18 protein-coding genes are annotated in these 16,741 nt (G+C 71.4%); 8 read left to right on the top strand and 10 right to left on the bottom strand.

Features of this window, described 5'->3' with window-relative positions:
* Positions 1-106 precede the first annotated feature (106 nt).
* Entirely contained in the window at positions 107-907 is an 801-nt protein-coding gene (locus tag ORG17_RS00355; RefSeq protein ID WP_027466982.1) for a sugar phosphate isomerase/epimerase family protein, read from the top strand.
* On the top strand, positions 904-2,019 hold the full coding sequence (locus ORG17_RS00350; protein ID WP_301565345.1) for a Gfo/Idh/MocA family protein: 1,116 nt from the start codon (positions 904-906) through the stop codon (positions 2,017-2,019). Before ORG17_RS00355 ends, ORG17_RS00350 begins: the two co-directional genes overlap by 4 nt.
* 168 nt (positions 2,020-2,187) lie before the next feature.
* Here the strand turns inward: ORG17_RS00350 and glgX are convergent, their stop codons facing one another.
* From glgX to ORG17_RS00325, 5 genes are all read right to left on the bottom strand, one after another.
* Complete coding sequence (glgX, locus tag ORG17_RS00345; protein ID WP_214526556.1) at positions 2,188-4,206, bottom strand: glycogen debranching protein GlgX; 2,019 nt, start codon at positions 4,204-4,206, stop codon at positions 2,188-2,190.
* A gap of 59 nt (positions 4,207-4,265) precedes the next feature.
* Positions 4,266-4,880, bottom strand: a complete 615-nt coding sequence (locus ORG17_RS00340; RefSeq protein ID WP_071248778.1) for a TetR/AcrR family transcriptional regulator — start codon at positions 4,878-4,880, stop codon at positions 4,266-4,268.
* Between the two features lie 133 nt (positions 4,881-5,013).
* The gene (locus ORG17_RS00335; RefSeq protein ID WP_071248777.1) at positions 5,014-5,550 is read right to left on the bottom strand and encodes a MarR family winged helix-turn-helix transcriptional regulator; all 537 of its coding nucleotides are present in this window, start codon (positions 5,548-5,550) and stop codon (positions 5,014-5,016) included.
* An 18-nt stretch (positions 5,551-5,568) separates the two neighbouring features.
* Complete coding sequence (locus ORG17_RS00330; protein ID WP_027466978.1) at positions 5,569-5,751, bottom strand: hypothetical protein; 183 nt, start codon at positions 5,749-5,751, stop codon at positions 5,569-5,571.
* A 70-nt stretch (positions 5,752-5,821) separates the two neighbouring features.
* Entirely contained in the window at positions 5,822-6,283 is a 462-nt protein-coding gene (locus ORG17_RS00325; RefSeq protein WP_051597040.1) for a MarR family winged helix-turn-helix transcriptional regulator, read from the bottom strand.
* A 50-nt stretch (positions 6,284-6,333) separates the two neighbouring features.
* Between ORG17_RS00325 and ORG17_RS00320 the strand changes: the two genes are divergently transcribed.
* From ORG17_RS00320 to ORG17_RS00310, 3 genes are all read left to right on the top strand, one after another.
* Positions 6,334-7,077, top strand: coding sequence for an alpha/beta fold hydrolase (locus tag ORG17_RS00320; RefSeq protein ID WP_214526555.1), 744 nt, complete (start codon positions 6,334-6,336; stop codon positions 7,075-7,077).
* Positions 7,078-7,186: 109 nt separating this feature from the next.
* Positions 7,187-7,627, top strand: coding sequence for an Hsp20/alpha crystallin family protein (locus ORG17_RS00315; protein WP_214526554.1), 441 nt, complete (start codon positions 7,187-7,189; stop codon positions 7,625-7,627).
* 11 nt (positions 7,628-7,638) lie between these two features.
* Positions 7,639-7,965, top strand: coding sequence for a hypothetical protein (locus ORG17_RS00310; protein ID WP_214526553.1), 327 nt, complete (start codon positions 7,639-7,641; stop codon positions 7,963-7,965).
* A gap of 82 nt (positions 7,966-8,047) precedes the next feature.
* Here ORG17_RS00310 and ORG17_RS00305 read toward each other — a convergent pair whose 3' ends face one another.
* On the bottom strand, positions 8,048-8,929 hold the full coding sequence (locus ORG17_RS00305; protein WP_214526552.1) for a manganese catalase: 882 nt from the start codon (positions 8,927-8,929) through the stop codon (positions 8,048-8,050).
* A 341-nt stretch (positions 8,930-9,270) separates the two neighbouring features.
* On the opposite strand from ORG17_RS00305, the gene ORG17_RS00300 reads away from it, so the two are divergent.
* Both ORG17_RS00300 and ORG17_RS00295 read left to right on the top strand, forming a co-directional pair.
* A complete protein-coding gene (locus ORG17_RS00300) occupies positions 9,271-10,482 on the top strand; it encodes a sensor histidine kinase (RefSeq protein ID WP_051597038.1) in 1,212 nt (403 codons plus the stop codon).
* Complete coding sequence (locus tag ORG17_RS00295; protein ID WP_111057303.1) at positions 10,479-11,150, top strand: response regulator; 672 nt, start codon at positions 10,479-10,481, stop codon at positions 11,148-11,150. Before ORG17_RS00300 ends, ORG17_RS00295 begins: the two co-directional genes overlap by 4 nt.
* Here ORG17_RS00295 and ORG17_RS00290 read toward each other — a convergent pair.
* Positions 11,147-11,899: a TetR/AcrR family transcriptional regulator gene (locus ORG17_RS00290; protein ID WP_301565344.1), complete on the bottom strand. Its 753-nt coding sequence runs from the start codon at positions 11,897-11,899 to the stop codon at positions 11,147-11,149. The two genes, ORG17_RS00295 and ORG17_RS00290, sit on opposite strands and share 4 nt — an antisense overlap.
* A gap of 79 nt (positions 11,900-11,978) precedes the next feature.
* Here ORG17_RS00290 and ORG17_RS00285 point away from each other — a divergent pair, with 79 nt between their 5' ends.
* A complete protein-coding gene (locus ORG17_RS00285; RefSeq protein ID WP_173032531.1) occupies positions 11,979-12,821 on the top strand; it encodes an NmrA family NAD(P)-binding protein in 843 nt (280 codons plus the stop codon).
* On the opposite strand, the gene ORG17_RS00280 is transcribed toward ORG17_RS00285, so the two are convergent.
* From ORG17_RS00280 to ORG17_RS00270, 3 genes are read right to left on the bottom strand one after another with little or no spacing between them, the layout of a single operon-like run.
* Positions 12,814-13,575: a triose-phosphate isomerase family protein gene (locus tag ORG17_RS00280; RefSeq protein ID WP_214526550.1), complete on the bottom strand. Its 762-nt coding sequence runs from the start codon at positions 13,573-13,575 to the stop codon at positions 12,814-12,816. The two genes, ORG17_RS00285 and ORG17_RS00280, sit on opposite strands and share 8 nt — an antisense overlap.
* Entirely contained in the window at positions 13,572-15,278 is a 1,707-nt protein-coding gene (locus ORG17_RS00275) for a dihydroxyacetone kinase family protein (RefSeq protein WP_214526549.1), read from the bottom strand. Before ORG17_RS00275 ends, ORG17_RS00280 begins: the two co-directional genes overlap by 4 nt.
* Positions 15,275-16,666, bottom strand: coding sequence for an MFS transporter (locus tag ORG17_RS00270; RefSeq protein WP_111057308.1), 1,392 nt, complete (start codon positions 16,664-16,666; stop codon positions 15,275-15,277). Before ORG17_RS00270 ends, ORG17_RS00275 begins: the two co-directional genes overlap by 4 nt.
* Positions 16,667-16,741: the final 75 nt, after the last annotated feature.

Raw genomic sequence — 16,741 nt, 5'->3', positions numbered from 1 at the left:
ACTACACACCGGGTGGTTTTTGGGGTAGCGTCGTCATCGATCTCGCCGCGGAGCATCGCTCCTCGACGGGCCGCGACACCCAGACAGGATCGAAGGAGCCTCTGCAATGCCCACCACTTCTGTGCAGCTGTACTCGCTGCGCGACGCCATCGCCGAAGACCTCGACAAGGCCATCGCCCGTGTCGCCGAGATCGGGTACGAGAACGTCGAGCCCTACGCGTTCGTCGAGCGCGCCACCGACCTCGAGCGTGCGTTCGCGGCCACCGGCCTCAAGGCTCCGTCCGGCCACGTCGCCGTGATCGACGCCGAGGACACCGCGCCGATCTGGGACGCCGCCGAGCGCCTCGGCATCCGCACCGTCATCGACCCGTTCATCCCGACCGACCGCTGGCAGACCGCCGACGACGTCGCGAAGATCGCCGAGCGCGTCAACGAGCTGACCGCCGAGGCCGCCGGCCGTGGCCTGCAGTTCGGGTACCACAACCACCAGTGGGAGTTCACGAACAAGGTCGACGGCCGCACCGTCTACGACCTGTTCGTGTCACAGCTGTCGCCGGAGACCGTCCTCGAGGTCGACACCTTCTGGGCGACCGTCGGTGGCGCCGACGCCCCCGCTGTGCTCAAGGGCCTGGGCGACCGCGTCGTCGCGATCCACGTCAAGGACGGCAAGGTCGACGGTGACATCCGCACCGCGCTGCCCTCGTCCGAGAGCGCCCTCATCGTGCCCGAGGCGCTGCAGCGCGCCTTCGAGAACCAGACGCCGGCCGGTCAGGGCGACGTCGACGTGACCGCGATCCTCGCCGCCGCACCGCAGGCGATCCGTGTGGTCGAGTTCGACGCGTACAAGGGCGACGTCTTCGAGGGCATCACCGAGTCCCTCGCATGGCTCAAGGACAACGACAAGTGAGCCGTGTCGGGATCGGCATCATCGGTGCCGGCAACATCTCCACCCAGTACCTCGAGAACCTGACCAAGTTCGCCGACGTCGAGGTCCGCTTCGTCGCCGACGTGCTGCTCGAGCGTGCCGCTGAGCAGGCGGCTGCGTACGGCGTCGCCTCGTCGGGATCGGTCGAGGAACTCCTCGCCCGCGACGACATCTCGATCGTGATCAACCTGACGATCCCGGCCGCACACGCCGAGGTCGACCAGCAGATCATCGACGCCGGCAAGCACGTCTGGAGCGAGAAGCCGATCGCGACCGACCACGCGTCGGCCGCCGCGGTGCTCGAGTCGGCGAAGGCCAAGGGCCTGCGCGTCGCGACCGCTCCGGACACCGTGCTCGGCGCGGGCATCCAGACGGCGCTCCGGGCCATCGCCCGCGGTGACATCGGCGAGCCGCTGTCCGCGACGACGCTGTTCCACGTCCCCGGACCCGAGGCGTGGCACCCGAACCCGGACTTCCTGTTCGCCACCGGCGCCGGCCCCCTGTTCGACATGGGCCCGTACTACGTGACGACCCTGGTGCACGCGTTCGGCACCGCCTCGCGCGTGCAGGCCGTCTCGTCGAAGTCGCTCGACCGTCGCACGATCGCGTCCGGCCCCCGCGCCGGCGAGACGTTCCCGGTCGAGGTCCCGACGCACCACGCGGCCCTGATCGAGTTCGACGGCGGGCAGTCCGCCCAGTCGACGTTCTCGTTCCAGCACGCCCTGCCGCGCATGGGCTTCGTCGAGATCAACGGCACGCTCGGCACGATCTCGCTGCCGGACCCGAACACGTTCGAGGGCTCGTCGCAGCTCTGGCGCTACGGGCAGGACGAGCCCGAGACGCTCGAGGCGGTCGGCTCCACCTGGGGTCGTGGCACCGGTGTCGTCGAGCTCGCCCGCGCCATCGCCGAGGACCGCCCCGAGCGTGCCTCCGGCGCCGTCGCGCTGCACGTGCTCGACGTGCTGCTCGGCATCCGTGACGCGGCCGAGTCGGGTTCCGCCGTCGACATCACGTCGACCGTGGACGCGATCCCGCCGCTGCCCGAGGACTTCGACCCCGCGGCAGCCGTGCTGACCGCGGGCGCGAACGCCTAGGAGCACCCAGGAGCGCCACGTGCACCACTTCGTGAGCAGAAATGGTCGGGTCCCGAACGGGGACCCGACCATTTCTGCTCACCAAGCGACGATCTTCCGCTCACCAAGCGACGATCACGACACGAGCGACGCGAACGACGCCCCCGCGCGAGCCCGCGCCCGCGCCCGTCAGACCAGCGCGGTGAAGGACGCGTCGCGCACGAGCAGCGTCGCCGCGTCGCCCACCACGGTCTGGTCGGGGTCGCTCGACAGCCCGAGGGACCAGCTGCCCCCACCCGGCCGCTCCGGCAGCGTGAACTCCACCGTGGTGTCCGACGCGTTCAGCAGCACGGCCACGGTGTCGTCGCCCTGGTGCAGCACGAGCGTCACGGCCCGGTTGCCGCCGTCCGCCCAGTCGCCGTCCTCGAACCCGGCGGCGTCGGCGCGGAGCACGGTCACCGTCGACTCCGAGTCACCCGGCGCGGTGCGGAACCACTCCGGGCGCAGGGCCTGGTGCTGAAGACGGAACGCGATGGCCGCCGTGGTGAAGGCGAGCAGGTCCTGGTCGGCGGCGGCCCAGTCGAACCACGAGATCTCGTCGTCCTGGCAGTACGCGTTGTTGTTGCCGCCCTGTGACCGGGCGAGCTCGTCGCCACCCAGGATCATCGGCACGCCGGCGGAGAGCAGCAGGGTGCCGAGGAAGTTGCGGCGCTGCCGGTCGCGGTAGTCGTTCACCGCGCCGTCGTCGGTCGGGCCCTCGATGCCGCCGTTGAACGAGGTGTTGTCGCTCTCGCCGTCGTTGTTGTCCTCGCCGTTCGCCTCGTTGTGCTTGTCGGCGTACATCGTCAGGTCGGCCAGGGTGAAACCGTCGTGGGCGGTCACGAAGTCGATCGAGCACAGCGGGGAGCGCCGTGATCCCTCGTAGACGTCCGGGCTGCCCAGGACCCGCTGGACGGCGTCGCCGAGGGCGCCCTCGTCGCCGCGCCAGAAGGCCCGCAGGTCATCGCGGTACTTGCCGTTCCACTCGGACCAGTCGGCCGGGAACCCGCCGACCTGGTAGCCGGCGGTGTCCCACGGCTCAGCGATCATCTTGACCTCGCGCAGCACGGGGTCCTGGTGGATGATGTCGAGGAACGCGGAGTGCTTCTCGGCCTCGCCGTCCTGGCGGGTGAGCGTCGTGGCCAGGTCGAACCGGAAGCCGTCGACGTGCATCTCCTCGACCCAGTAGCGGAGCGAGTCCATGATGAGTCCGAGGGCCGCCGGGTGCCCGACGTTCAGGCTGTTGCCGGTACCCGTGGTGTCGAAGTAGTTCGCCTCGTCACCCTCGACCAGCCGGTAGTACGACTGGTTGTCGATCCCCTTGAACGACAGCGTCGGGCCCATGTGGTTGCCCTCGGCGGTGTGGTTGTAGACGACGTCCATGATGACCTCGAGCCCCGCGGCGTGCAGGGCCTTCACCATCTCCTTGAACTCGGCGACCTGCTGCCCCGCGGTGCCTGCGGACGAGTACTCGTCGTGCGGCGCGAAGAAGCCGATGCTGTTGTAGCCCCAGTAGTTGCGGAGGCCCTTGTCGAGGAGCGTCGAGTCCTGCACGAACTGGTGCGTCGGCAGCAGCTCCACCGCGGTGACGCCGAGGTCGGTGAGGTGCTTGATCGCTGCCGGGTGGGCCATGCCGGCGTAGGTGCCGCGGATCTCCTCGGGGACGTCCGGGTGCTGCTTCGTGAAGCCTTTGACGTGCACCTCGTACACGACGGTGTCGGCGAGCGGGGTCCGCAGCAGGGTGTCACCGTCCCAGTCGAAGGACCGGTCGGCGACGACCGACTTGGGCATCGCGCTGGCCGAGTCGGTCTCGTCGATCTGCTCGGGCTCGTTCATGTCGTGACCGAAGAGCGCCTGGCCCCACTCGTACTCGCCGTCGATCGCGGTGGCGTAGGGGTCGAGCAGGAGCTTCGCGCCGTTGTGGCGCAGGCCGTTCGCCGGGTCCCACGCGCCGTGCACGCGGAAGCCGTAGCGGGTGCCGACCCTCACCCCGGGGACGACGTCGTGGAAGGTGTAGCCGGTGCGGTTGCGGAGCTCGGTGCGGTGCTCGGTGCCGTCGTCGTCGAAGGTGCAGAACTCGACCCGTTCGGCGGTGCTCGAGAACAGGGCGACGTTGGCGCCCCCGTCGACGAGCGTGACGCCGAGCGGGGTGCGCGTGGAAGTGGTCATGCTGCCCTTCTACCGGCCGGTCGCTGTGCCACCGGCAGCGAGGCGTACCCCGTGGCCGCTCAGCGCACCGGCGGGACGAGTTGCTCGAGCAGCCGCAGCACCCGCTCGCCGTCGACGGCGTCCGGGTCGAGCAGCCACTGGACCTGCAGTCCGTCGGATGCCGCGATGCTCAGGCTCGCCAGGTCGACCGGGTCCAGGTCGGCGCGGATCCGGCCACTCGCCTGGTCCGCCTCGATCAGTGCGGCGAGTTCGGCGCGCAACCGGGCGAAGCGTTCGCGCATGAAGTCGCGCGTGGCTGGGTGGCCCTCCTGCACGGCGTCGGCCGCGAGGGTCGTGTACAGCTGCACCAGCCCCGGCACGGCCCGGTTGCGCGATGCGCTCTCGCGCATGTCGCCGATCGCCGACTTCATCCGGTCGGGCGCGCCCTGCTCGCGGACCTCGTGCTCCCGGTAGACGGCGAGCAGCAGTTCGTCGCGACTGGGGAAGTAGTGGCGGAGTGCCGCGTGCGTGATCCCGAGGGCTTCGGCCACCGAGCGGAGCGACGATGCGTCGACCCCCTGCTCCGCGACCATGCGGATCATCTCGTCGAGGATCTGCGTGCGCCGCTCGGCGCCCTTGCGGTACCCGCCGCGGCGCGGCTGGGCCGCGTCGGCGTCGTCCGCGGGGTGGGTCATGCACCCAACTTACCGCTGGAAGGTTTTCTCGCCACCGTCCGGCCTGGAGGCCCGTGGCGGGCGCACCACGGGCCTCCCGTCCGTATCCGGTCGCGACGCACCCGCCGGGTCGCGTCAGCCGGGCGCGCTCGCGTCAGTCCTGGTCGTCGACCGTGTACTCGTCGACCGGCGCGGGCGTGCCCGCGGCGAGCGCGTCGACGATCTTCGTGAGCGAGTCGGCGAGGACGGCGTTGTCCGCGTCGGGGAGTTGCTCGAGCACCTCGACGACGGCAGCGTGGAAGCGCGCGTACGAGGCGTCGATCTTCTCGGCGGCCTGGTCGGTCGGGGCGAGTACCTGCGCACGACGGTCGGTGGGGTGCGCCGTGCGCGACAGCAGGCCCTTCTGCACGAGCCCGTCGACGATCTTGGTGACCGAGGCGTTCGAGACGGCGAGCATCACGGCGAGGTCCTTCGGGCCCATCGTCCGGCCGTCCCGGTGCGCCTGGAGCATGTACCGGACGGCGAGGAACTCGTTCTTCGACAGGCCGCTCTCGATGCGGGCGGACTCGATCTGCTGGTCCTCGGCGTGCTGCAGGCGCAGCAGCGCGTCGACGGCGGTCTTCGCGACCCCGGACTCGGGTTCGCGGGCGTAGAGGTGGACGTGCTCTCGACGGACGACGGTCAACGGCATGGGGTCATGCGCTCCTTGCTAAACGGCAGGCGTGCTGAAGAAGTCCGCGTAGGACGGTTCGGGACGACCGGCGAGCAGCGAGGGGTCCTGGATGCGACGCTCGACGTACGCGTCGATGATCGCCGGGTCGGTGAGACCGACGCGCGTGTGGCTGCCACCGATCCGTGCCGTCCGAGGCATCCCGGAGTACGTGCTGTGCATGTCGTGTCCCGCCCTTCTTGCTTGCTGTGTGTCCCCTGCGGACGCCTGAACTCTTTCACGAAGTGAACGGTCAGTTCAACGAACCATTCGCACTGTGTACGTTTTGCGCGCCGAACGGTTCGGCGGCATCCGTCAGGGTCGTCAGGAGCTGCAGGAGCGCCGCCCGTCGCGGCTCGTCGAGCGGTGCGAACAGAGAGTCGAGCACCCCCTCGGCGATGCGGTGTCCCTCGTCGAGCACCCGCCGTCCGTCCTCGGTGACGGTGTGCTCGATCCGGCGGCCCCGCCCGGCGGTCCGCGTGATGAGCCCACGGTCGAGCATCCGGTTCGCGAGGGTGCCGAAGGCCTGGTCGCTCTGGAACGTCGCGACGGCGAGGTCGTGCCCGGAGGCGCGGGGCATCCGGTCGATCGCGCGCAGGGCGTCCCACTGCACGAGCGTCACGCCGAGGTCGCGCAGGGCGGCGTCCATCGTGCGGTGGTTGCGGTACTGCGCCCGCTTGACGGCGTGGCCCAGGGCTTCGAGGTCGGTCGGCATGGTGCTACGGTATCAACACTCGTACATAAACATGTTGATACGGAGAACCCATGACCGACACCCGCACCCGCACCGCGCTCGTCCTGCACGGCGGCGGTGGCCCCCGGACCGTCGCGCCGATCGTCGCGCACCTCGCACCCGCCTTCCACGTCGTCGCCCCCACGCACCCCGGGTGGGACGGCACCCCGCGCCCCGACGGGATCGACTCCGTCCCGGCCCTGGCTAGCGAGTACCTCGAGCAGCTCGTCACCGCCGGGGAGCAGGACGTCGTGGTGGTCGGGTCCTCCATCGGCGGCTGGATCGCCCTCGAGATGGCCGTGCAGGCTGCTGCCGACGACCGGTTCGCCGGGGTCGTCGGCACCGTCGTCGACATCGACGGCGTGGGTGCGGCGGTCGAGGGCGAACCGATCGCCGACTTCTTCGCCCTCGATGCCCGCGGGCTGGCCGAGGCCGCCTGGCACGATCCCGAGCGGGGCTACCAGGACCCGGCGTCCGTCACCGAGGAACAGCGCGCGGTGCAGCGGTCGAACGGGCAGACCATGGCGGTCGTCGCCGGCCGCTCGATGAGCGACCCGACCCTGCTCGGTCGACTCGGGGCCGTGCGGGTGCCGACACTCGTGGTGTTCGGCGCGAGCGACCGGGTCGTGACCCCGGCGTACGGTCGCGCGGTGGCGGCGGCCGTGCCGGGTGCGGTGTTCGCCGAGGTCCCGGCGGCCGGGCACCTGCCGCACCTCGAGGCCCCCGACGCGACGTGGGCGGTCGTCGACCCGTTCCTGGCGCCCCTGCTCGGCTGAGTTCTCGGCGTCCTCTGAGCGATCTTTTGGCACTCACCAGGGTCGAGTGCTAAAACGGTGGCAGTTGAGTCGAGGGGACTCAACGAGAACCACGAAGGAGTTGATTTCGATGACGATGAACTTCGATCCGTTCCGCGAGCTCGACCGACTCGCGGGTTCGCTCCTCGGCACCGCAGCCGGTCCGCGCTCGATGCCGATGGACCTGTACCGCACCGGGGACCACTACGTCCTCGACGTCGACCTGCCCGGCATCGACCCGGGCTCCGTCGACATCGACGTGGACGGCTCCGTCCTGACCATCCGCGCCGAGCGCACCCTGGGCGCGCCCGAGGGCTCGCAGTGGCTCACGCGTGAGCGCCAGCCCGGCACGTTCGTCCGGCAGCTGACGCTCGGCGACGGCCTGGACGCCGAGCGCATCATTGCCGGGTACGACAACGGCGTGCTGAGCGTCACGATCCCCGTCAAGGAGTCCGCGAAGCCGCGCAAGATCGCCGTCACCGTCGGTGGCGCGTCCGAGCAGCTCGCGGTCGGTTCCGGCGCCGCCGAGTGAGGAGCTGAGCGATGACGTCCGTCCTGCTGAACGCGGTGGTCGCGGTCCTCGTCGTCACCGCGGCGCTCGCGCTGACGAGTCTGGACCGGCGCACCGCCGTGCTCCTCGGGGCCACCGGCAGCCTGACCGGCACGTTCCTGACCTGGGTCGCCGCGCCCCGGCTGTTCGAGCAGTCGCTCCTGGCGCCCTGGGTCGCGGCGGTCCTCGGCACGGCCCTGCTGATCGCAGGGTGGAGCGCGGTCCGCGCCTACTCGGGCATCTTCGAGGCACCACGCGACGAAGAACCCGAGACGGGGGCGCTGATGACCGTGGGCGGGTCCGCCCCGTCGGCGCGGTGACCACCTGACGGACAGGAGGCCCGGTGCACGTCGTGCGCCGGGCCTCCTGTCGTTCCGTCGGTCGCGTGGGCGACCGTCGGGACTACTCCTTGTTCAGCTTGTCCTGCACCAGGCCGGCCGTCTTCTCGACGACGTTCGGCAGCTCGGTGGTGCCGTAGAGCCGGACGTCGGGGTGCGTGGGCGGGGGCATCGGGACCGAGGTGGTCGGGCCGTCGTGGTACGAGTACTCGCCCTTGCCGTCGAACGAGGTGCCGCTCGCCCAGGGGCCGTTCTTCGCCTCGGCACCGTCGGAGAAGTTGAGGTACTGGTAGTTGACCTCCTGGTTCTCCTTCGACTGCGGGAAGTTGCTCGGCACGGGGAAGCCCTCGACGCCCTTCTCGCGCAGCTCGGCGGCAGCGGTCGCCCACATGTTCTGGTGCATGGTGTCGCGGGCGATGAGGAAGGACAGCAGGTCCCGCACGCCGTGGTCGTCGGTCATGTGGTAGAGCCGGGCGGCCTGCACACGACCCTGCATCTCGGCGTTCTCGTTCGCCGTGAAGTCGGCGAGCAGGTTGCCGCTGGCGGTGATGTACGAGCCCTGCCAGGGGTTGCCGTTGCTGTCCACCGGACGGGCGCCCGCACCGGCGACGATCGCGTGCTGGACGTCGGTGCCGCCGACGATCGCGGCGACCGTGGGGTCGTCCTGCAGCGCGTCCTCGGTGATGCCGAGCGGGGACTTCTCGAGCAGCTGCGCGATCATCGTCGCGAGCATCTCGACGTGGCCCATCTCCTCGGCGCCGATGCCGAACACCATGTCGCGGTACTTGCCGGGGATGTGCATGTTCCACGCCTGGAACTGGTACTGCAGCGCGACGGAGATCTCTCCGTACTGGCCGCCCAGCACCTCCTGCAGCTTGCGGGCGTAGATCGCGTCGGGATTGTCGGGCGTTGCCGTGAACTGGAGTTCCTGCTTGTGGAAGTACAAATCGTGCTCCTTCGTGTCGATCGAGCGATTGCACGGCCGATGGTTCGCCGGGGGCACTGAGCGGCCGTCCAAGGTGGCCGGATCACGCAGAGGGTGTCCCGGATGCGCCGTTCGACGGGTCGGGGTCCACCGTCGGCTTCACCCGGCAGGACGAGTCCCTTCGGTCGACCGCCCGATGCCCGCGGCCGTCCGGTTGCGCAGGCTGGGAGCATGCAGACCTCGACCAAGCACACGATCGCCACCCTGCTGCTCTGCGCGGCGATCGTGGTCGCCACCGTCATCGCACTCATGGCCATGACCCCGCCCGCGTGACGCCGGTACGGCATGGGAAGATCGCTCTCGTGACCGAACGGGGCAGGTTCCTCCGGCCGCTCGCCACCCGGTCGATCGCCGTCGACGTGGCCTGGGCGGCCCTGGCGGCGTTCGTCTTCCTGCTGCCCATCGACCTCGAGCTCGAGCACGCGAGCCTCGCCGCGGTGCTGTCGGCCTCGGTGGCGATCGCCCTGCGTCGCATCTCCCCGTCCGCCGCGATGGCGATGGTCGTCGTCCTCGGGGTGATCCAGGTCGGCGGCGGCGAGCGCCCGTCGCTGGTGGACCTCGCGCTCTTCGTCGTGATCGGCACCGCCGCCGTCGTGGGCACCCGCACCGAGGTCGTCGTCTCGGGCGTACTCGCGGTCGTCGCCGGGGCGGGTGCCACGGTCTACCTGGCGTCGACCGGCTTCCGGTTCCTCGTGCTCATCAACGGCCCGCGCGACCAGGCCTTCCTGGCGATGGCCGCCCCGGTGACCGCGCTGCTCGGGGTCTGGGCGGGCGGGGTCGCCGTCCGGGCCTTCCGCTCCCGCGACCGCGAGTCGGAGCGCCGTGCCGACGCCGAGGCCGCAGCATCACGTGCCGAGGCCGTCGCCACCGAGGCCGAGGCCACCGCCACCCGCGCGATCGACGTCGCCGAGTCCGAACGCATCCGCGCGGACATCGCCCGCGACGTGCACGACGTCGTCGGCCACTCGCTCGCGGTCATCATCGCGCAGGCCGACTCGGTGCCGTTCCTCGACGACGAGGCGCGCATCCGAGCGGTCAGCGCCACCATCGCGAGCACCGCCCGGAGCTCTCTGGTCGAGGTCCGACAGGTCCTCGGGCACATCGACGGCTCCGCCGAGGCGACCGGCCCGGGCTCGCTCGAGGAGATCGTGCAGGGCATCCGCGACGCCGGGGTCGACGTCGACCGCACGGTGCGCGGGGTCCCGCTGGCCCTGCGCCCGGACACCGGCACCGCCGCCCGCCGCGTGCTGCAGGAGATGCTCACGAACGCCCTGCGCCACGGCGCCCCCGGCAACCCGGTCGTCGTGCGGGAGACCTGGCGGCACGCCGACCTGGTGCTCGAGGTCGAGAACGTCGCCGGAGACGGCACCACCGCCGGCTCGGGCCGCGGGATCGACGGCATGGACTCGCGCCTCGGCGCCCTCGGTGGGTCGTTCGACGCCGCCGTGCTGGACGACGTGTTCACGGCACGCGCCCGCATCCCGTTCGACGTCCAAGGGGGACCCGTCCGATGACCGAACCGATCAGGATCCTGCTCACCGACGACCAGGCGCTGTTCCGCGCCGGGCTCCGGGTGGTGCTCGACGCCCAGGACGACATGCGCGTGGTCGGTGAGGCCTCCGACGGCGCCGAAGCGCTCGCGCTCATCCCCGAGGTGCGCCCCGACGTGGTGCTGCTCGACATGCGGATGGCCGGCATGGACGGGGTGGAGACCGTCCGGCAGCTCTACTCCGGTGCCGTCGCGGGCCCGCTGCCCCGCGTCGTCGTGCTCACCACCTTCGGGCTCGACCCGGCGGCGGCGACCGCGATCCGGCTCGGCGCCAGCGGGTTCCTGCTCAAGGACACCACGCCGCCGTTCCTGTTCGCCGCGGTGCGGGCCGTGCACGAGGGCAGCTCGGTCATCGCACCGAACGACCTCGCGCAGCTGTTCGGCACCGACGTGGCGCGGGCCCCCGCACCGCAGCCGCCGGAGTTCGCGACCCTGACCGAGCGGGAGCGCGTCGTGTTCGGGTGGGCGTCCCGTGGGCTCTCGAACGCCGAGATCGCCACCAGGGAGTACGTCACCGAGTCGACGGTGAAGACCCAGATCTCGAGCATCCTGGGCAAGTTGTCGCTGCGCGACCGGGTGCAGCTCGTCGTCTACGCACACGACCACGGGCTGGCGGGCGCCCGCGAGGACTAGTCCGCGGCGATCCGGTCGAGCCACTCCGCGAGCATCGTCCGCTCGGCTGCCGACAGTCGATCGAGCCGGGGCGCTGCGGCCCGGAGCGTGATCGCGGCGCTCGTCACGGGGTCGGTCCCCCGACCGCGACCACCCGGGGCCGCGCCGCCGTCGTCCCTCGTCGGCCCGCTCGGCACGAGGATCCGCCCGAGCACCGCGTCGAGGACGTCATCGGCGAGTGACGGGTCCCGCTCGTCCGCCGGAGCGGCCAGGATCGCGAGCACCGCACCGGTGCCGGCCGCGTGCACGAGCTCGACCGCGCGGTGTTCCGGCACGGCCAGTCGTCCGGCCTCGGCCACCCGCCGGATGCGTTCGGCGAGCAGCGCGGTACCGGCGCGGGCGGCTGCCGACCGACGGCCGCGCTCCGGGTCGCTCAACAGCACGAACAGGTCGGGGTTCGCCAGCCCGAAGCCGATCGTCATCGACCACCCGGTGCGCAGGTCCTCGACGGGGTCGGTCGCCTCGTCACGAGCAGCCCGGACGGCGTCGGCCTTCATCGCCGAGAACGTCGCCATCGCGTGCTCGGCGACCGCTTCCAGCAGACCGTCCTTGTCGCCGAACAGCCGGTAGATGGTCGGTGCCTGGACGCCTGCGCCGGTTGCGACCGCCCGTGTGGTCACCGCCGCGGCACCGCGTTCGCGCAGCATGGTGCCGGCGACCTCGACGATGCGCGAACGCGTCTCGTCGCGCTGGCTTCCCTGCTCGATCACGGAACAACGATAACGGATGTGTGCTATCACTGTGTTACCAGCGCTACCGACGCGCTGTTTCCACCGATACGGAGAAGTCATGATCGTCATCACCGGGGCCACCGGAGCCCTCAACGGCGCCACCGCCGACCACCTGCTCGAGCACCTCGCACCGTCCGACCTGGCGGTGGTGACCCGTGATCCGGCCCGAGCACAGCGGTTCGCCGACCGCGGCGTCGAGGTCCGCCGAGGCGACTACGCCGAACCGGAAACCCTGCCGGCAGCCTTCGCGGGCGCCGATCAGCTCCTGCTCGTCTCGTCGAGCGACCCGGCCGCCGACGCCGTCGCGCTGCACCGTGCCGCGGTCGACGCAGCCGTCGACGCCGGCGTCGGCCGGGTCCTGTACACGAGCCACCAGGGCGCCGCGCACGGTTCGCCCTTCGTGCCCGCAGCGCACCACGCCGCCACCGAGGACCTGCTCCGCGACTCCGGGCTGCCGTGGACGAGCCTGCGGAACGGCTTCTACGCGCACAGCGCCGCCTGGATGACGGGCCCGTGGCAGGAGACCGGCACGGTGTCCGTCCCCGTCGACGGCCCGGTGTCGTGGACCGCCCGCGAGGACGCCGCCGAGGCAGCCGCCGCGATCCTCCTCGCCGACCAGCCGTTCGACGGGCCGGTGACGCTCACCGCTCCGGACGCGCCGACCTTCGCCGACCTGGCCCGGCAGGCGTCCGAGGTGTCCGGTCGGACGATCGGGTTCGAGGCCCTGGGCGAGGACGAGTGGCGTGCCCGTGCGCTGGCAGCGGGGCAGGACCCGCACATGGTCGCGTTCCTGCTCGGCATGTACCAGGCCGCCGAGCGGGGCCTGTTCGCCGGCACCGATCCGCTGCTCGGCGAGCTGCTCGGTCGCGCCCCACGGCCGGTCCGCGACCAGCTCAGCTGAGCGCCGCGACCTCGTCGAGGATCGCCTCGACCGCTGCGGGGTCGTGGGCGAACCGTCCGAGGAACAGCCCGCCGATCCGGCCCCGCCCCCGCGTGAGCAGGCCGGGTCCGGCGCTGCCGCCGTAGAGGACGGTGCTGCCGTGCAGTTCGGGCCGGGTGGCGAGGTGCTGCTCGATCCCGGCGAGCACCGCCACGATGTGGTCGTCCGGTGCGGGTGCCGGTGCGCCGATCGCCCACACCGGTTCGTAGGCGACGGTCAGGGGCCCGGCGAGACCGTCCGCGACGGCGGTCGAGACGGCCCGGTCGAGCTGCGCGGTCACCGCCGCCAACGCTTCCGTCGGATCGGAGGCCCGGTCCGGCTCCCCGACGCAGACCAGCGGACGCAGGTGGTTGCGGAACGCCGCGTGCACCTTCCCCGCGATCGTCGCGTCGTCCTCGTGGAACAGGGAGCGCCGTTCGGCGTGCCCGATCTCGACCAGGTCGACACCGATCTCCCGCAGTTCGGCGCCGGAGACCTCGCCGGTGAACGCGCCCGCGTCGGCCCACGACAGGTCCTGCGCGGCGAGCTCCACACCGGTGCCGGTCAGCAGCTCACGCACCGGGACGAGGGCCGGGAACGTCGGCGCCACGAAGAGCGACGCCGCACCCGAGCGCACCGCGGGTTGTCGCCGGGCGATGTCGGCGACCTCCGCCGCCCACGACAGCGTCCGGGCATGCGAGAAGTACGTCTTCAGCGACACCCCGACGGTGATCACGGGGCGACCGTCTCCACGACGAGGGCGAAGGACAGCGCACCGGGGTCCGCGGTGCCGACGGCCTGATCGGCATGGGTGCGCGCCCGGCCCATCCTCGGCACCAGGGACTCCGTGGCGTCGGCGGCTTCGCGAGCGGCACGGACGGCGTCGCCCCAGGCCTCGGCGAGCGCCGCCCCGGCATCGAGCCGGGTGCGGAGCACCTCGTCGAACGGCACCAGGGCGTCCACCATCGTCTTGTCACCGACGGTGGCGCCGAACGCGAGCACGGCCTCGGTGGCCGCGCGGACCCCCTGCGCGACGGTGGCACCCGACGGACGCGACTCGTCCCCGACCAAGCGACCCAGTGCCTCCAGGGCGGCACCCCAGATCGCACCGGACGTGCCGCCGGCCTTGTCGGACCAGGCGTCCGCGGCGACCAGCAGGACGGTGCCGGCACCGGCACCGCGGGTGACCGCGTCGGCGGCTGCGACGTCGGCGGCGTGCGATCCGCGCTGCATCCCGATGCCGTGGTCGCCGTCACCGGCCACGGCGTCGATGCGCCCGAGTTCGTCGGCGTGCTCGTCGAGGACGGCGCGGACCGCGGCGAACCCGGCGGCGACCTGCTCGGCGACCGCACGGGACTCGTCGGTCGCCGGGCCGACGCCGACGCCCTCGGCGTCCGCCGCCACGGTGGGCGGGTCGACCCGCTGTTCGGCGACCACACCGCCCTTGCGGTAGGCGGGCGTGTCCGCGGGTGCTGCCCAGAGTTCCTCGAGCTCGTCGTCGAGCCAGAACAGCGTCAGGGAGACCCCGGCCATGTCGAAGCTCGTGACGAGTTCGCCGACCTCGGGCTCCACGATGACGACGCCGGCGTCCGCCAGGCGCCGCTGCACCGAGCGGTAGACGACGAAGAGCTCCTCGTACTTGACCGAGCCCAGGCCGTTCAGGATCGGGACCACCCGCTGGCCCTCGAGTGCCACGCCGTCGGGCAGTTCGTCGAGCAGACGGGACACCAGTAGCTCGGCCAGCCCGTCGGCGGTGGGCACGTCCGTCTCGTCGATGCCACGCTCGCCGTGGATGCCCATGCCGACCGCCATCCGGCCCTCGGGCACCGTGAACAGGGGTTCCTCGGCGCCGGGCAGGGAGCACCCGGAGAACGCGACGCCGAAGCTGCGCGTCCGGTCGTTCGCCCGTTCGGCGACGGCGGTGACCGTGTCGAGGTCGTCCCCGCGCTCGGCGGCGGCGCCGGCCACCTTGAAGACGCAGAGGTCACCGGCGATGCCGCGGCGCTTCGCGCGGTCGTCGGCCGGCGCGCTCGTCACGTCGTCGGTGACGCGGACCGTCCGGACCGGGATGCCGTCGGCCTCGAGCGCGCGCGCCGCGGCGTCGAAGTTCAGGACGTCACCGGCGTAGTTGCCGTAGCTGAGCAGCACCCCGCCACCGTGCTCCGCGGCCTTCGCGACCCCGGTGACCTGCTGGGCGCTGGGGCTGGCGAACAGGTTGCCCATCGCAGCACCGGCGGCCAGGCCGTGTCCGACCAGTCCGCCGAACGCGGGGTAGTGGCCCGAGCCCCCGCCGATCACGACCGCGACCGTGCCGTCGGGGCTCGTGGTGGAACGGGCGACCCCGCCGTGCACCCCGCGCACCCACCGCTCGTTCGCGGCGACGAAGCCGTCGGTCGCCTCGTCGGCGAAGTCCGCCGGGTCGTTGAACAGTCTGGTCATCGCTTGCTGCCCTTCGGGTCGGTGGTGCGGACGTGCGAGGTGTCGAGCAGTTCGTCGGCCTTGGCCCCGCGGAAGAACTTGGTGCAGAAGATCATCACCGCGGCGACGAACGCCAGGACGCCGAGCGAGACGATGCCGAACGCACCGCTGTCGGTGGGCACCACCTCGTTGATCGCGGTGCGCATGATCGGGGCGACGAACCCGCCGAGGTTGCCGAGCGAGTTGATCAGACCGATGCCCGCGGCGGCTGCGGCACCGGTCAGGAACGCCGTCGGGTACGCCCAGGTGATCGGGCCGACGGCCAGGAAGCTCGCGACGGCCAGGGTGATGAACAGGATGCCGAGCACGGGCTGCCCGTTCGCACCCGCCCACGCCGAGCCGAGGATCGACAGGCCGGTCGTGACGTAGAACAGGGTGCCCCAGCGACGACGGCGACCGACGGAGTCCGCACGCGACCCGATCAGGTAGCAGGCGACGAGCCCGACGAGCCACGGGATCGCGGACACCAGACCGACCTGCCAGCCGACGTCCTGCCCGAGCAGCGAGGACACCTGCTGCGGCAGGTAGAACGTCGTGCCGTACACGGCGACCTGCAGGCAGAAGTAGATGATCGTGAAGTACCAGACGCGCCCGCTCGCCATCGCGCGCCAGATGCCCTTCGGGCCGTCCTCGCTGCGGGCGGTGTCCTCGCGCTCCATGGCCGCGGTGAGCGACGCCTTCTCGCCCGGTTCGAGCCACTTCGCCTGCTGCGGACTGTTCGTCAGGAAAACGAGGGCCGCGACGCCCGCCAGCACCGCGAGGATCCCCTCGCCGGCGAACATGACCTGCCAGCCGTGGAACGGCGTGACCTGGTCACCGACGCTGATGAGGCCGCCGGACAGCGGGGCGCCGATCATCTGCGAGAACGGCTGCGCCAGGTAGAAGATCGCGAACATGCGCACGCGCACCTTGTTCGGGAACCACTCGGACAGGTACATGATCACGCCCGGGAACAGCCCGGCCTCGGTCACACCCAGGATGAAGCGCAGGATGATGAACATCGTGTCGTTCGTCGTGAAGGCGAACAGTGCGGCGACGATGCCCCACGTGACGGCGATGCGGGCGAGCCAGAAGCGCGCACCGAACCGCTTGAGCAGCAGGTTCGACGGGATCTCGAAGATCGCGTAGCCGATGAAGAAGATGCCGGCGCCCAGGGCGAAGGCGGCGTCCGAGATGCCACGGTCGACGCGCAGGGCCTCTTCGGCGAAGCCGACGTTCGTGCGGTCGAGGAACGCGACGAAGTACAGGATGACGAGCATCGGCATGAGGTGCTTCGTCGCCTTGCCGATGGCGGACTTCAGGCCGGGGTCGTTCGTCGACCCGAGCGCGGGGGCAGGGGGTAGTGACACGGGTTCGCTCCTTTGCGAGCACGGTGCGGTCGTTCTGGCGTCCGGCGGTCGGTTCGGTCGTCCGGACGGGAGGCA

It is taken from the genome of Curtobacterium flaccumfaciens pv. betae, assembly GCF_026241855.1.
Classification (GTDB): domain Bacteria; phylum Actinomycetota; class Actinomycetes; order Actinomycetales; family Microbacteriaceae; genus Curtobacterium; species Curtobacterium flaccumfaciens.
The sequence above is the reverse complement of the archived record's forward strand: the minus strand, read 5'-3'. Positions and strand labels throughout refer to the sequence as shown.

What these genes read in the sequence shown, in the direction of transcription:
- ORG17_RS00275 (WP_214526549.1), bottom strand. Translation starts at nt 15,278, where the DNA reads ATGACCAGACTGTTCAACGACCCGGCGGACTTCGCCGACGAGGCGACC.
- ORG17_RS00315 (WP_214526554.1), top strand. Translation starts at nt 7,187, where the DNA reads ATGACGATGAACTTCGATCCGTTCCGCGAGCTCGACCGACTCGCGGGT.
- glgX (WP_214526556.1), bottom strand. Translation starts at nt 4,206, where the DNA reads ATGACCACTTCCACGCGCACCCCGCTCGGCGTCACGCTCGTCGACGGG.
- ORG17_RS00330 (WP_027466978.1), bottom strand. Translation starts at nt 5,751, where the DNA reads ATGCACAGCACGTACTCCGGGATGCCTCGGACGGCACGGATCGGTGGC.
- ORG17_RS00320 (WP_214526555.1), top strand. Translation starts at nt 6,334, where the DNA reads ATGACCGACACCCGCACCCGCACCGCGCTCGTCCTGCACGGCGGCGGT.
- ORG17_RS00295 (WP_111057303.1), top strand. Translation starts at nt 10,479, where the DNA reads ATGACCGAACCGATCAGGATCCTGCTCACCGACGACCAGGCGCTGTTC.
- ORG17_RS00335 (WP_071248777.1), bottom strand. Translation starts at nt 5,550, where the DNA reads ATGCCGTTGACCGTCGTCCGTCGAGAGCACGTCCACCTCTACGCCCGC.
- ORG17_RS00285 (WP_173032531.1), top strand. Translation starts at nt 11,979, where the DNA reads ATGATCGTCATCACCGGGGCCACCGGAGCCCTCAACGGCGCCACCGCC.
- ORG17_RS00325 (WP_051597040.1), bottom strand. Translation starts at nt 6,283, where the DNA reads ATGCCGACCGACCTCGAAGCCCTGGGCCACGCCGTCAAGCGGGCGCAG.
- ORG17_RS00310 (WP_214526553.1), top strand. Translation starts at nt 7,639, where the DNA reads ATGACGTCCGTCCTGCTGAACGCGGTGGTCGCGGTCCTCGTCGTCACC.
- ORG17_RS00355 (WP_027466982.1), top strand. Translation starts at nt 107, where the DNA reads ATGCCCACCACTTCTGTGCAGCTGTACTCGCTGCGCGACGCCATCGCC.
- ORG17_RS00340 (WP_071248778.1), bottom strand. Translation starts at nt 4,880, where the DNA reads ATGACCCACCCCGCGGACGACGCCGACGCGGCCCAGCCGCGCCGCGGC.